The organism is Microbacterium sp. LTA6, assembly GCF_045690355.1.
In the GTDB taxonomy this organism is placed as follows: Bacteria; Actinomycetota; Actinomycetes; order Actinomycetales; family Microbacteriaceae; genus Microbacterium.
Genome location: NZ_CP147855.1, coordinates 3,484,188 through 3,498,327, shown reverse-complemented (window position 1 = coordinate 3,498,327; position 14,140 = coordinate 3,484,188). Strand labels below are relative to the sequence as shown.

General features: G+C 66.8%; 14 protein-coding genes. 6 read left to right on the top strand and 8 right to left on the bottom strand.

Annotated elements, in window-relative coordinates:
- Positions 1–2: 2 nt before the first annotated feature.
- The 5 genes from LTA6_RS16685 to LTA6_RS16665 form a co-directional block, all read right to left on the bottom strand.
- Positions 3–1,325 (bottom strand): FtsX-like permease family protein, encoded by a 1,323-nt coding sequence (locus tag LTA6_RS16685; protein WP_341974985.1) that lies wholly within the window; start codon positions 1,323–1,325, stop codon positions 3–5.
- Positions 1,322–2,032, bottom strand: a complete 711-nt coding sequence (locus tag LTA6_RS16680; protein ID WP_341974984.1) for an ABC transporter ATP-binding protein — start codon at positions 2,030–2,032, stop codon at positions 1,322–1,324. Before LTA6_RS16680 ends, LTA6_RS16685 begins: the two co-directional genes overlap by 4 nt.
- Positions 2,033–2,140: 108 nt before the next feature.
- Complete coding sequence (locus LTA6_RS16675) at positions 2,141–3,220, bottom strand: GNAT family N-acetyltransferase (protein WP_341974983.1); 1,080 nt, start codon at positions 3,218–3,220, stop codon at positions 2,141–2,143.
- The gene (locus LTA6_RS16670) at positions 3,217–4,308 is read right to left on the bottom strand and encodes a GNAT family N-acetyltransferase (protein WP_341974982.1); all 1,092 of its coding nucleotides are present in this window, start codon (positions 4,306–4,308) and stop codon (positions 3,217–3,219) included. The genes LTA6_RS16675 and LTA6_RS16670 overlap by 4 nt, the downstream gene beginning before the upstream one ends.
- 15 nt (positions 4,309–4,323) lie before the next feature.
- Positions 4,324–4,614 carry a hypothetical protein gene (locus tag LTA6_RS16665; protein ID WP_341974981.1) on the bottom strand — a complete coding sequence of 97 codons (291 nt, stop codon included), beginning with the start codon at positions 4,612–4,614 and terminating at the stop codon, positions 4,324–4,326.
- A 505-nt stretch (positions 4,615–5,119) separates the two neighbouring features.
- Here LTA6_RS16665 and smc point away from each other — a divergent pair.
- From smc to LTA6_RS16650, 3 genes are all read left to right on the top strand, one after another.
- The gene (gene smc / locus LTA6_RS16660; protein WP_341974980.1) at positions 5,120–8,659 is read left to right on the top strand and encodes a chromosome segregation protein SMC; all 3,540 of its coding nucleotides are present in this window, start codon (positions 5,120–5,122) and stop codon (positions 8,657–8,659) included.
- An 83-nt stretch (positions 8,660–8,742) separates the two neighbouring features.
- Complete coding sequence (gene ftsY, locus LTA6_RS16655; protein ID WP_341974979.1) at positions 8,743–9,615, top strand: signal recognition particle-docking protein FtsY; 873 nt, start codon at positions 8,743–8,745, stop codon at positions 9,613–9,615.
- 44 nt (positions 9,616–9,659) lie between these two features.
- Positions 9,660–10,160 (top strand): DUF2004 domain-containing protein, encoded by a 501-nt coding sequence (locus tag LTA6_RS16650; protein ID WP_341974978.1) that lies wholly within the window; start codon positions 9,660–9,662, stop codon positions 10,158–10,160.
- 26 nt (positions 10,161–10,186) lie between these two features.
- Here LTA6_RS16650 and LTA6_RS16645 read toward each other — a convergent pair whose 3' ends face one another.
- Positions 10,187–10,696, bottom strand: coding sequence for a MarR family winged helix-turn-helix transcriptional regulator (locus tag LTA6_RS16645; RefSeq protein ID WP_407358282.1), 510 nt, complete (start codon positions 10,694–10,696; stop codon positions 10,187–10,189).
- A gap of 138 nt (positions 10,697–10,834) precedes the next feature.
- On the opposite strand from LTA6_RS16645, the gene LTA6_RS16640 reads away from it, so the two are divergent.
- The gene (locus LTA6_RS16640; RefSeq protein WP_341974976.1) at positions 10,835–11,593 is read left to right on the top strand and encodes an SDR family oxidoreductase; all 759 of its coding nucleotides are present in this window, start codon (positions 10,835–10,837) and stop codon (positions 11,591–11,593) included.
- Positions 11,594–11,656: 63 nt separating this feature from the next.
- On the opposite strand, the gene lipA is transcribed toward LTA6_RS16640, so the two are convergent.
- Together lipA and lipB are read right to left on the bottom strand one after the other, a co-directional pair.
- Positions 11,657–12,649: a lipoyl synthase gene (gene lipA, locus LTA6_RS16635; RefSeq protein WP_341974975.1), complete on the bottom strand. Its 993-nt coding sequence runs from the start codon at positions 12,647–12,649 to the stop codon at positions 11,657–11,659.
- Positions 12,646–13,284 carry a lipoyl(octanoyl) transferase LipB gene (gene lipB, locus LTA6_RS16630; RefSeq protein ID WP_341974974.1) on the bottom strand — a complete coding sequence of 213 codons (639 nt, stop codon included), beginning with the start codon at positions 13,282–13,284 and terminating at the stop codon, positions 12,646–12,648. Before lipB ends, lipA begins: the two co-directional genes overlap by 4 nt.
- Before the next feature lie 96 nt (positions 13,285–13,380).
- On the opposite strand from lipB, the gene LTA6_RS16625 reads away from it, so the two are divergent.
- The gene (locus LTA6_RS16625) at positions 13,381–13,968 is read left to right on the top strand and encodes a TetR/AcrR family transcriptional regulator (protein WP_341974973.1); all 588 of its coding nucleotides are present in this window, start codon (positions 13,381–13,383) and stop codon (positions 13,966–13,968) included.
- An 84-nt stretch (positions 13,969–14,052) separates the two neighbouring features.
- Positions 14,053–14,139: a hypothetical protein gene (locus LTA6_RS16620; RefSeq protein ID WP_407359295.1), complete on the top strand. Its 87-nt coding sequence runs from the start codon at positions 14,053–14,055 to the stop codon at positions 14,137–14,139.
- Position 14,140: the final 1 nt, after the last annotated feature.

The following is a 14,140-nucleotide window of genomic DNA, read 5'->3' as shown; positions in this document are numbered from 1 at the left end:
GATCAGGCTGCGGAGAACGACCGCGCGAGCAGCGGGCGCGTTGCCCTCGTGCTCACCCACACCACGCCGATGCCGCCGGCGACGACAAGCGTGATCGTCATCAGGGAGAGCGGGGAGATGACGAGGGCGAGACCGAGGAGCGGGAGCACCAGCGCGCCGGCGCACAGAGACGACCCGATCGCGGTGACCAGCAGCGGTGACATGATCGCCCGGCGGCGGGCACGATCGACAGTGTCCAACGGCATGCCCAGATGATGGAGGCTGCGATGCAGTTCGCGCTGATCGAGGATGTCCGATGCCTGATTCACACCGACAGACGCAGCGACCATGAGGAACGACGCGACGAGGGTGATGACGAGTCCGGTGTGCATGTCCGCCGCGAGCGCCAAGTCTCCGGCCGCGGCGTTCTCGTCGCTCATCACGTTCATCAGCGCGACGCCGGTGCCCGCGAACACGGCCATGAAGCTCGCCATGGCGATGCCGCCGATCTGCCGCCAGGCCGCTTTCGGAGAATCCAGGACGAGCCGAGCGGCGAGCAGACGATCCGGCAGTTCGGCGCGCCGCAGCTGGCGGGAAGCGGCTACTTTCAGTGCCCATGGCCCGATGATGTTCAGCACGGCGAGCGCCCCGGCGAACAGCGCGGCCAGCACGATGATCACGGCGATGAATCCGCCGCTCGAGGGGAAGACCTTGATCAGTGCGAAGGCGATCGCGAGGATGACCGCGGCGATCACGGCACGAATCCAATGCACGTTCGATGCGGTGGTGCGCATGCGCACCCCGAGAGGTGAGATCACGACGCGCCGGAGCCCGACCGCTGCGCTGACGGTGGCGAGGAGCAGCACGCCGCCGAAGACGGCGACGACGAGCATCGGCGGAAGCACGACGGCTGAGAGACCGAGCGGTTGGCCTCGGAACGGGATGAGACCGATCAGCGGGCTGAGGGCGAGGTGGCCCAGCACGCCGGCGAACGCTCCCACTCCCGCGACCAGTACCGACTCGACAACAGTCGCCATCGCGACACCGCCGGGGGAGACGCCGAGCAGGCGGAGGGTGGAGAGGCGTTCATCGCGGCGCCGCGCCGACAGGCGGGCCGCCGCGCCACCGAGGCTCATCAGCGGAACGATGAGGAGCACCAGGGCGGTCGCGGCCAGCGCCTGATAGATCGGAGCGTATTCATCGCTCCAGCCCCAGAAGGACTGCGCGCCGCCGATCACTGTCAGCACCAGCGTCGTCACGATGCCGAAGGCGACGATCGGGAGCGCGAGCACTGCACCTTGACCAGGAGCGGGGCGGAGCAGGATGGCGAGAACCCTCGGATTCATGCGGACACCCCAGCAGAGAGGATCAGGCCGTCACGAACCGCGATGGTGCGCGTGCAGCGAGCCGCGACTTCCGAGTCGTGCGTCACGACGATCAGGGTGCGTCCTTGACCCGATGTCGACCACAGCAGCGCGTCCATGACCTCGTTCGAGGTCTGCGAATCGAGTGCTCCGGTCGGTTCGTCGGCGAAGACCAGCTCTGCACCCGTAGCCTGGGCGCGAGCGATCGCCACGCGCTGGGCCTGGCCACCCGAGAGTTCGCCGATCCTTCGGTCCTCCATCCCGGCAAGACCAAGGGCGGCAAGCCAGGACGCAGCGTGCGGGATGGCCTCCGCTCGTTTCACGCCGTTGATCATCGACGCCAACGCGACGTTCTCCACTGCGGTCAGTTCCGGGATGAGCAGCCCCTGCTGGAAGACGAACCCGAACCGCTCGCGGCGCAGGCGAGAGCGAGCGGTTTCGCCGAGGTCGTTCACCTCGACCGGAGCGCCGGCGGCAGGGCGGAAGGTGACGCGTCCGGTATCCGGTGCGGTGATGCCGGCGAGCACGTGCAGCAGCGTCGTTTTTCCCGAGCCGGATGCTCCCATGATCGCGACGGATTCTCCGCGGTGGATCGCGAGATCGACGCCGGCGAGTGCGCGGGTGGAGCCGAAGCTCTTCGTGAGAGCGTGTGCTTCGATGACGGGCGGATTGATGGCAGCGACGTTCATGCTTCCAGCCTCGCCGCCGGGGGTCGCCGCGTCGTCGGCCAGGAGAATGAAGAGAGCGGATCGGACCTCATCCTCCAGGATGAGATCCGCTCCGCCCTCGGCGCCGACTCAGAGCTTCTTCTGCCAGGCGCCTGCGTACGAGACCGGTACGAAGCCGATCGCCTCGTTGATGTCGAGCATCGGGCGGTTCTCCTCGGCGTTGAAGGTCGAAACCCAGGGAGATTCCGGAGCGAGCTCGCGCCAGCGCAGCAGGTTCGCGCACTTCACGATGGTCCCGAGGCGGTGACCCCGGTGCTCCTTGAGGACCAGGGTGCCCATCTGGTGCGTGACCTCGGAGCGGTCGGCACCGATCAGGAGCTCGTTGTACGCGACGATCGTGCCGGAAGGAATGTGCTCCACCGCTGACACCGAAACGAGTTGGCCGCTTCCTGTCAACCGGGCATCGCGTCGGGCGACGCGCTCGGCGTTCCACTGCTCTTCGTCGATCTCCAGGTCTCCGCTTGGCGCGTCCGTGGAGAGCCGAGCGAGCGCGGCCGCGTAGCCCGCCCTGATGTCGACAGGAGTCGGCATCACCCAGGAGAACTCCCGATACGCGGCACCGGCACTCTCGACAGCCTCTGCGAGAGCGCCTGCGACAGGCGCGGGATCGTTTCGCAGGTCGAAGGAACTGTTGCGCTCCACCTGTTCGAAGCTGAAGCCGTTCGCTTCGAACAACGCGGTGAGCCCGGTCGCGGGCACCCGCCCCCACCCGGTCTTCGGTGTGAGCATCCGCGGGCCCTCGATGGGGCGATGCAGGGTCCAGGTCTGCAGGACGCGGCGATCGGCGAGCCGGGCGTCGTCCTCGGCGCACGTGAGGAGCGCGTCTTCGACGCCGTGCCCCCAGTGCTCGTGGGGCACCATCAGGTCGAACTCGGCCGTGCTGGCGCCTTCGTCTTGCGCGAAGGAGACGGTGACCATGCCGACGATGACTCCGTCGCGGCGTGCGACGAAGCCGTGGCTGACCTCGTCGGTGTCATCGAGCCAACCCGGAAGCATGTCGACGGCCTTCTGGGCAAGGCCCGGAAGGCCGGCCTCCTCATCGCAGATCTGCCGATTCAACTCGGCGTATGCGAGAAATTCGGCCGCGTCCGGGGCATCGACCGACTGCGGCACGCTCAGCGGCGTGATCGTCAGAGTGGTCGTGGTCATGTCAGTACCTTCTTCCAGGCGCCTTCGTAGGCGATCGGGGCGAAGCCGATGGCTTCGTTGATGGAGAGCATCGGCCGGTTCTCCTCGGCGTTGTAGGTGACGACTCTGGACGACTGCGGGTGGTGCTCACGCCAGCTCAGAAGGCCGGCGGTCTTCACGAGCATGCCGAGGCGGTGACCGCGATGCGGCGCCGCCACCAGGGTGTCCTCCTGATGGGTGACGGATGCCTCGTCGGGGCCGATGGACAGCTCGTTGAACGCGCACAGCACGCCGGTAGCCACATGCTGCGCGGCGGTGACGAGCACCGTGTGGCTCATCTGCGCGTACCGGTCATCGTGGCGGGCGACGCGTTCGGCGTCCCAGAGCTCCTCTGGCTGGCCGAGTTCGGCATCGGGGGTGTCGGTCGACATGCGCGACTTCAACCAGGCGTATCCGTCTACGTACTCGGCCGGCGTAGGCAGCGTCCACTGCACGATTCGGTACTCGTCGGCGTGTGCCGCTGCCTCCTCGCGCAGTCTGGTCAGTGCTCCGGGCGTCTGCTCGTCCCAGATCAGGGCGCTCACGCGCACGACCTGCTCAAGGGCGTAGAGCTGCCGCCGCAGGAACCGGGCGGCATGATCGAGCGGAACCGCACCGAACCCGGTGGGGGATGGCAGCAGTTCGGTGCCTTCTTCATCGTGGTGTTCCGCCCAATGCAGGATCTTCTCTGCGCCGGCGCCGCGGGCATCGGCCTCCAACTCGCGGTATGCAGCAGCGCCGATGCCGCGACCCCAGAGCCGCTTCGCGAGTGCGATCGTGGCGATTGCGGTGGCGCCATCGTCATCGGTGAGCAGGTTGATCGCGCTGCAGCCGACGACCTCGCCGTCGTGCTCGACGTACCACTGGCGCCTCGTTCGCTCCGGACTCGAGCGCAGCAGCGGCATCAGCGCCTCGGCCGTGAGGGCGTCGTCGTCACGGCCGGTGGTTTCGCGGATCGAAGCGTTGCGCGCTTCGGCGTAGGCCTGGATCAAGGGGGTGGGCCCCGCATCCGCCCGTGCGGGGAGCACGAGCGGATGCAGGGTCGCACCTGCGGTGAGCGGAATGCTCATTCGGAGACCTCCAGGTCAGCGCAGCTGACGCTGCAGGTCGTGGGTGAGCAGTGCGTATGTCTCCAACGGTGGGCGGTTCCGCTCCTCGAGGAGCAGAAGACCGAGCTCCTGTGCGCGCTGTGCACGTCGTTCGGACCGGCTGCGGGCTCGTTGTCCCCGCTGCATCAGCCAGAGGCCGAGGCGAAGGGACAATCGATCGGCGAGCGCGAGTTCGCTTCGGTCGCTGGGGACGGTGATCTCGAGGACCGTGAGGTCCTGTGTATCGGGCGGGTGGGATGCGCTGCGGGGCAGCGTGAGGGTGTTCACGAGTTTCTCGTTTCAGAGTTGATTTCTTACGGATGTACGGATGTACGGATGTGCGTGGTGCACGGGGCGCGCAAGGTGCGCAGCGGATCGCAGAATGCGGAGCGCGACGCGGAATGCGTCGGGCGCGGGAGCGGTGCTCCGGAGTGGAGCACCAGGGATCGACGATCCTGAGATCAGTCGATGGCGTGGTGCCGGCAAGGCGGAGAATGCCCGATAGGGGCAGAGTTCTCGCGCCGAACTGTTAAGCGGCCGCGACGAGGCGGAAGCTGGGGTCGGTCACCGAGAGGGCAGTGCGCAGCGCAAAGGCGCTGGACGCGACATGGCCTGGGGCCTGTCTACGAGCAGTTGTAATCATCATCGGTAACCTCCTTTCACAGCGATCCGAGCAGTCACGCTAGCGAACGTCTGGTGTGTTCGTCAAGCATCGATCGGCGAGTCCGGTACCGTGAAGTCGTGATCCGTCCTCAAAGCATGCGCGTGTGCGCCCGATGAGCGGGCGGTTCGCATGCATCTGAAGAGCCTGACGCTCAAGGGATTCAAGTCGTTCGCACAGCCGACGAGCTTCGTCTTCGAACCCGGCGTGACGTGCATCGTCGGTCCGAACGGATCCGGCAAGTCCAACGTCGTCGACGCGCTCGCCTGGGTGATGGGGGAGCAGGGAGCGAAGACGCTCCGCGGAGGCAAGATGGAGGATGTCATCTTCGCCGGCACGTCCACACGGGGACCGCTCGGGCGCGCTGAGGTGCAGCTGACGATCGACAACAGCGATGGCCTGCTGCCCATCGAATACGCCGAGGTGACGATCAGCCGGACGCTGTTCCGCAACGGTTCCAGCGAGTATGCGATCAACGGCGAGAACTGCCGTCTGCTCGACGTGCAGGAGCTGCTCAGCGATTCGGGTCTCGGTCGTGAGATGCACGTCATCGTCGGCCAGGGGCGACTGGATACCGTCCTGCAGGCCTCCCCGGAGGATCGTCGTGGCTTCATCGAGGAGGCCGCCGGCATCCTCAAACATCGGCGTCGCAAGGAGAAGACTCTTCGCAAGCTCGATGCGATGGAGGCGAATCTCACTCGACTCAGCGACCTCGCAGGCGAGATCCGGCGCCAGCTCAAGCCTCTCGGGCGACAGGCCGAGATCGCCCGAGAAGCGCAGACGATCGCCGCCGTCGTCCGAGATGCCAAGGCGCGGATCTTCGCCGACGATGTCGTCGCACTGCGCACTGCGCTTGCCGATCACACCCGGACAGAGCACGAGCGTCACACCGAGCGCCTCGTCCTCTCCGATCAGGCAGAGGGCGTGCGCGCGAGCATCGTCCGACTCGAACAGGATCAGAACTCGGTCGCCGTCGACAAGGCGCGCAGCATCGCGTTCGGACTCGAGCAGGTGCAGGAGCGGATGCGCGGGCTGTTCACCCTCGCCAATCAGCGTCTCGCGTTGCTCGGCTCTGAGGAGGACGACGCGGCCGTGACGGCCGTCACGGTGACGCAGAGCACGATCGACGAGGCGAAGGACGAAATCACCGAGATCTCTGCGGGATTGGGCGATGCGCAGGATGCCGCGGTCGCTGCGAGCCGTGAGGTGGTGCACGCCAGAGCCGAACTCGACACTCTCGACGTCGACATCGCTGAGCAGAGCGCGCTCGTCTCCGAGTACGACATGCGCCTGAACACGCTTCGAGGAACGGCGGATGCCGCCGCCTCTGCCCTTGCCGCGGTCCGTGGTGCGGTGCTGCGGCAGGAGAACGCTCTGGAGGCGGCGAACACGCGTCGTCGCGAGGCGGCCGACGCCCTGGATGCGATCGAGGATGCGGAGGCGCCTGAGGGTACGGCGGCCGAGCATTCCGCCGCGTACGAGAGCGCCCAGCGTGCGGCGACCGCGTCGGAGGCCGAGCGGGAGACCCTGCGGGAACGTCTGCACGCCGCCGAGCGCGAGGTGGATGCGCTGACAGCGAAGGCAGCAGCTCTGGGGAGCGCCCTCGCGATCTCCGGGGGCGCGGCCGAGATCGTCAGATCCGGCGCATCTGGTGTGCGAGGGCTCGTCGGCGACGCGGTGCAGGTGCGCGGAGGCTTCGAAGCGGCGGTGGCGGCTGTGCTCGGCTCGTTGGCAGAGGGCGTTCTCGTCGACGCGGCAACCGATGCGTTCGCCCTGGCCGCAGATGCGGCCGAGCAGCGCCGGGGAGTGGTCGACTTCGTGATCGCCGACGCGCTGCGACCGGCCGTGGAGCTGCCCCGAATCGCGGGAGTGACGCCGGCAGTCGAGACGGTGACGGCCCCGAACGGCGTGCTCGGCATCCTCGCCCACGTCCTCATCGCGGACGATCTCGAGGCCGCTCGTGCAGCTCGCGCTGCGCTGGATTCGGCAGGCGACAGCACCACGACCATCGTCACGGTCACCGGTGATGTGATCACCGCTCAGACACTGCGCACCGGATCAGGTGGAGAGCGCTCCCGACTCGAGCTCGCCGCAGAGCGCGATGCGGCATCCGAGCGGCTCGCCGAGGTGCAGGTAATCGTCGATTCGCTCCGTGAAGCGCGCGAAGATGCGAACGAGGCAGTCGAGACCACAAGGCGGAACGCGAAGGAGGCGCTGCGTCTCCTCCGTGAGCACGACGCGGCACTCGCCAGCCATGCCGAGCACGTGAACCGGGTCACGGTGCGCCATGAGTCGGCCGTCGCGGAATGCGAGCGGCTCGAGTCCGGCCTCGGTCAGGCCCAAGCGGCGGTCGCGGATGCCGAGGCCAAGGCCGCGAAGGCGAAGACGGAACTCGACGATGCGATCTCTGCCCCTCGACCCGTGCTCGACGCTTCGGCCCGCGACGATCTGCTCGAGGCCCTCGAGCAGGCGCGCGAAGGTGAGGTGCGCGCCCGTCTGGAGATCGAGACGCTCCGTGAGCGCGTGCGTGCCGCGCAGGCGCGGGTTGCGAGTCTGGAACGCCAGCGCGAGCAGGAGCGGGATGCCGCGGCCGAGGCCGCCCGCCGGGCGGTGATCCGCCGCGCGCAGCGCGGGGCGGCGACCGGAGTGGTCGAGGAACTGCCCCGGGTCCTGGATTCGCTGGATCGCTCGGTGACGGAGGCTCGGGTCGCGCTCTCCGAGGCAGAGACCGCGCGCTCGGCGCAGAACGCGGAGCTCACCGGGCTCAGGGCCCAGGAGACGTCGCTGCGAGAGCGGCTCGCCGGACTCACCGAGAGCGTGCACGGACTCGAACTGCAGATCCACGAGAAGAAGCTGCACCTGACGAGCCTGCTCGAACGCGTGAGCTCTGAACTCGCCCTCGACGAAGATATTCTCGTTGCGGAATATGGACCGGACCAGGCTGTGCCGCGCGATCCTCTCGCCGTGATCGAGGACGGCGATGAAGATGACACTGCCATCCCGTTCGATCGCCGCATCCAGGAGCGACGGCTCGCCGAGGCGGAGCGCAAGCTCGCTCAGCTCGGTCGAGTCAATCCGCTCGCGCTGGAGGAGTTCGCCGCGCTCGAGCAGCGTCACGCGTTCCTCACCGAACAGCTCGCGGACCTGACGCAGACTCGCCAGGATCTGCTCACGATCATCGCCGATCTCGATGAGCGGATGCAGACGATCTTCGCGGACGCCTTCGAGGACACGCAGCGGGCGTTCGGCGAGGTCTTCCCGCTGCTCTTCCCTGGCGGATCCGGCAGCATCTGGCTCACCGATCCGGAGAACATGCTCTCCACGGGGATCGATGTCTCTGTGCGTCCGGTCGGGAAGAAGATCGAGCGCCTCTCACTGCTGTCCGGCGGAGAGCGGTCGCTGGCAGCCGTTGCGCTCCTCGTCGCGATCTTCAAGGCGCGACCGAGCCCGTTCTACATCCTCGATGAGGTGGAGGCAGCGCTCGACGACGCCAACCTCGGGCGTCTGCTCACCGTGTTCGAGCAACTGCGGGAGAGTTCGCAGTTGCTGGTGATCACGCATCAGAAGCGCACGATGGAGATCGCTGATGCCTTGTACGGCGTCTCCATGCGACAGGACGGTGTATCCGCCGTCGTCGGCCAGCGCGTCGGCGATCGCGCCGCGGCAGGCTGAGCTTCGTCGCGTTCGTAGGTCCGAGCCGTGCTCACGGAGCGCGCTCGTGAAGCATCTCAGGATGCTACCCGTAGGCTGGTGTCATGGCGGAGAAGTCCTGGTCCCTCGGTCGCGCATTGCGCGGCATGTTCGTCAAGCCCACCATCGACGAGACGACGTGGGAGGACCTCGAGACCGCCCTCATCACTGCCGACTTCGGACCGGACATCAGCGAGCGGGTCGTGCAGGAGCTGCGCGACAAGGTCGATCGCTACCGCACGACGGATCCGCAGGATCTCCAGCGCATGCTCCGGGAGACGTTGGAAGAGCATTTCGCCAAGTTCGACACCACACTCAAGCTCACCGAACGCCCGGCCGTGGTGCTCGTCGTCGGCGTGAACGGTGTCGGCAAGACGACCACGATCGGCAAGTTCACCAAGTTCCTGCGCGGCTACCAGCGCAGTGTCGTCGTGGGCGCGGCAGATACGTTCCGCGCCGCGGCCGTCGACCAGCTCGCCACCTGGGCGCAGCGCGGGGGAGCGGCGATCGTCCGCCCCCAGCAGGAGGGCCAGGACCCGGCGTCCGTCGCCTACCAGACTGTCGAGTTCGCGCAGCGCGAGGGCATCGAGATCGCGATCATCGACACCGCTGGTCGCCTGCACACCAAGGGCGGGCTGATGGACGAGCTGTCAAAGATCCGCCGGGTCATCGAGAAGCAGGCGCCGATCAGCGAGGTGCTCCTGGTCCTGGATGCCACCACCGGCCAGAACGGTGTCATGCAGGCCGAGGCGTTCCTCGAGCATGCAGGGGTGACCGGATTGGTCCTCACCAAGCTCGACGGCTCCGCGAAGGGCGGCTTCGTCCTGGCGGTGCAGGAGCGCACCGGCATCCCCGTAAAGCTTCTGGGGCAAGGCGAGGGGATCGATGATCTCACCGGTTTCACCCCTCATGTTTTCGTCTCCGCCCTCGTCAACTGACGACGGGACTACCGCGGCACCCAAGAGACTGGTTTCATAGCGTTATGGCGATCGAACACGACTACTTCGGACTCCTCTCGTCGGGGCCTGACGGATCGATCTTCTGGTCCGAGACGGTGGAGCTGGGCGAGCAGTCCGTCACTGTCGACCTCACCGCGCCAGATCAGGAAGACGTATCGTCTGACGCCCTCGACATCGCTGCGTCTCTCATCTCGGGACTGGAGAACGTAGATGCCGTGGCGCGCCGCGGAATGCTGGCCGAGGTCGACGATCGTGCCAGCGAAGTGACCGAGTACATCCTCCAGCAGCAGGAGGTCTACGGCGAAGAACTGGCTGAAGTCCTGGTCGACGTCAGTGGCGACCCGGCGGTCGACATCATCCGGTCGCTCCGCCTCATGAGCATGACGATTCTCGCCGACGAGCATGGAGGGTCAGAGCCGTTCGCCGTCCTCGAATACGCACTGGATGCTGATTCCACCGACGACGTCCTGCTGGTGAATCTCGGATCCGACGGCAGCGTGCAGTCGGTGATGAGCGCGGACTAGGCTCGCCGCGGTCCTGGATCTCCGGATCAACCGCCAGGGGTTTCGGCCAACGACGTCGGCTGCCAGCCTTCTTCCGTGCGGATCGCCCGCAGCACGCGGCGACTGATCTCGCGCAACTGCCGTCGCTGTGACGTGGTCAGCGGGTTGAGAACCAGCTGATCGACCGTCTGTACGTGGCCGGGCGTCGCCTGGTCGAACTTCTCGCGTCCGAGCGCGGTCAGGATCGCCAGAGTGTACCGACCATCGTCAGGGTCGGGTGCACGCTGGATCCATCCTCGGGATTGCAAGCGGGTCGCCGCACGCGACAGCCTCGTCAGCGAGCTGTTCGCATGGGTTGCGAGCACGCTCAGGCGGAGTGTCGATTCAGGAGCGCTGGCGAGCGCGAAAAGGATCCCGTACTCGAAGTGCGTCATCTCCGAGTCGCGGAGCAGTTGGGCATCGAGAGCGGCAGGCAACCACTCCAGAACCGTGGCGAGTGACGCCCAGGTCTCGAGGTCCTCTCCACTCAGCGCGGCTGGTGAGTCGTGTGCTGCCATGCCGTCAGACTACGCGATGCGCCGACGTCTCGCTTCCCATTTAACTTGACTGAGCAAGTAAAGCAAGTGACACTTGACTTGACTGAGCAAGTGAACGGGAGAATCGTGGATCTGAAGTTGAGTGGCCAGAGGGCCTTTGTGAGTGGTTCCACCCAGGGGATCGGATTCGCTATCGCGCGAGCGCTTCTCGACGAGGGCGCGTCGGTCGTGATCAACGGGCGTAGCGAGGAGAAAGTCCAGAGTGCCGTGCAGCGGCTCGCGGCGCAGGTGCCGGGAGCAGACGTGGAGGGCATCGTCGCGGATTTCGAGGACCCCGCAGAGGTGGGGCACCTGTTGGAATCGTTGGGCGATGTCGACGTACTGGTGAACAACGTCGGGCTGTTCGAGGTCGCGCCCTTCAGTGATATCGCGGATGACGAATGGCAGCGCTACTTCGCCGTCAACGTGATGAGTGGCGTGCGGCTCTCCCGGCACGTGCTGGGCGGCATGCTCGACAGGGGGAGGGGCCGCGTCATCTTCATCGGGAGCGAGTCGGGGGTGAACGTCCCGGTGGACATGCTGCACTACGGCGTCACCAAAGCGGCGATGCTGGCACTCAGCAACGGACTCGCCAAGCTCACGCGCGGTACCGAGGTGACGGTGAATGCGATCCTCGGCGGCCCGACCTATTCCGATGGGGTGGCTGATGTCGTCGGTCGGATCTCGCAGGCGCAGGGCGTGCCCGTAGACGGATTGAAGGCCACCATCATCTCCGGGAACTCGACGTCACTCCTGCAGAGGTTCATCGATCCCGCGGAGATCGCCAGCCTGGTCGTCTATCTGGCCAGTCCGGTATCGTCCGCGACGAACGGCGCCGCGTTGCGTGCGGACGGAGGCGTTCTGACCGCGATCATCTGATATCCGTCGAGCGCGGCGACGCGGCGCTCCGTTGCGCCGAGTCGCCTCGCCCGACTGGCCCGGTCAGACGGCCTGCGCGAAGCCGAGATCGGCGCTCTCCGCGATGTGCGCGAGGTGCGGCGGGATCTCACGGCCCTTGGACAGCATCGACTGCGCCCACAGGCGTCCCGCACGGTACGACGAGCGCACCAGTGGGCCCGCGAGGACGCCGAGGAAACCGATCCGCTCGGCCTCTTCTTTGAACTCCACGAACTCAGCAGGCTTCACCCAGCGTGCGACCGGAAGGTGTCGCGGAGTCGGGCGAAGGTACTGCGTGATGGTGATGATGTCGCAGCCGGCGTCATGCAGGTCCTGCAGAGCCTGAATGACCTCCTCCGGCTCCTCACCCATGCCGAGGATGAGATTCGACTTCGTGATGAGCCCTGCAGCCCGCGCCTGTGTCAACACGTCGAGCGAACGCTCGTACTTGAACGCCGGGCGGATGCGCTTGAAGATGCGCGGGACCGTCTCGACGTTATGCGCGAAGACCTCGGGGCGAGCGTCGAAGATCTGGCCGAGGAAAGCGGGATCGGCATTGTGCTCGTTCGCCAGCAGCTCGACGCCGGTGTTCGGGTTCAGCTCGTGGATCTTGCGCACCGTCTCGGCGTTGAGCCATGCACCGGTGTCGGGCAGGTCGTCTCGCGCGACGCTTGTCACGGTGGCGTAGCGGAGGTTCATCCGCACGACGCTCTCGGCCACACGCCGGGGCTCGTCGGTGTCGTAGGCATCCGGCTTTCCCGTGTCGATCTGGCAGAAGTCGCAGCGGCGCGTGCACTGCGAACCGCCGATGAGGAACGTGGCCTCGCGGTCCTCCCAGCACTCGAAGATGTTCGGGCAGCCCGCTTCCTGGCAGACGGTGTGCAGACCCTCTTCCTTCACCAGCGAGTGCAGCGCGGTGTACTCCGGGCCCATCTTCGCCTTTGTGCGGATCCACTCGGGCTTGCGCTCGATCGGTGTCTCGGCATTGCGAATCTCCAGGCGCAGGAGCTTTCGCCCTTCCGGTGCGGCGGCGCTCACGCGGCGACCTCCGCGTACTCGGCGAGGAACGCGGTCGTGACGCTGGCGATGATGTCGGCGGGGGAGACATCCGCGCCGACCACCTCGCTGACCGTCGTGACGCCGGCATCGGTGATTCCGCAGGGGATGATCCCCCGGAAGCCGGCGAGGGTGTTGTTGCAGTTGATGGCGAAGCCGTGCATGGCGACCCCCTGCTGCACCCGGACGCCGATCGCGGCGACCTTGTCTTCGGAGAGCGGTCGGCGCACCCAGACTCCACTGCGTCCTTCGACCTGGTAGCCGTCGACCCCGAACGGGCCGAGGATGTCGATGAGGATCCGCTCCAGGCGGCGCACATGGGCGACGACATCCATCGGCTCGGGAAGCCGCACGATCGGGTAGCCGACGAGCTGCCCAGGTCCGTGCCAGGTGATCTTTCCGCCGCGATCGACGTCGATGACGGGGGTGCCGTCTTGCGGGCGCTCCTGTGGCTCCGTGCGCTTCCCGGCGGTGTACACGGCCTCGTGCTCGAGCAGGATCAGTGTGTCCGGGCGGACGCCGGCGACGATGTCGGCGTGGACCCGACGCTGCAGGTCCCACCCTTCGGTGTAGGGGACGAAGTCCGGAGCGATACCGGGCGTCAGGATGTCGAGCATGCGCCTTCACCTTCGAATAGGTAGTTGGATCGGGTCTAACAATACTCCTCCTCGCACGCGACCGGCGCGAAGCCGCCGTCGCGGTAGCGTGAGGGGATGGCCACAGAATCGCGCGCCGGCAGACCCAAGGTCTCGTCGAGGGAGACTCTCGCCGAGGCTGCCTGCGAGTTGTTCCTCGAGCAGGGATACGACGCGACGTCGGTGGCGGACATCACGCAGCGCGCGGGAGTCAGCCGGTCGAGCTTCTTCAACTACTTCTCCTCGAAGAGCGACGTGCTGTGGTCGGGTCTGGATGCGCGAGTCGAGACCGCTCTCGCTGCCCTTGAGCGATTGGACGCCGACGCAGACGGGAGCGCCGTCGAGATGATCCTCGTGGCCGTGGTTCACGACTTCGCGCCGGATCCGCTCGCGCTGGCACTGCGCAACACAGCGGCGATGGGCGTCGAGGACGAACTGCTCCGAGACTCGGCTCTTCGTCAGGCGCGCCTTGCCGGCGGAATCGCGGCAGCCGCGAAGCGAGCAGGCATCGCAGAGATCCGCGCGGACGTCGTCGGTGCCGCGTACGCGGGGGCGCTGCTCTCTTCGCTGCGCATCTGGGCGGTGCGTGGAGCCGGGCAGAGCACGCCGGAGCAGGTGCTGGATGAAGCTGTCGCCGTTGTGCATGAAGTTCGCTGGGGCCGCTGAAACCGCGCACGGACGAACTCCGGCCGGCCGGACAGGTCATGAGGAGACGGTTTCACCCTCGCTGAAGCCGCCGACGTTCTCGGCATCCCATCATCCACCGCTCGGGGCCGCTACCAGCGCGCGCGGGAGCAACTCCGCGCTGCGCTGAGCGTAGAGGCTCCGCTCGCGTAAG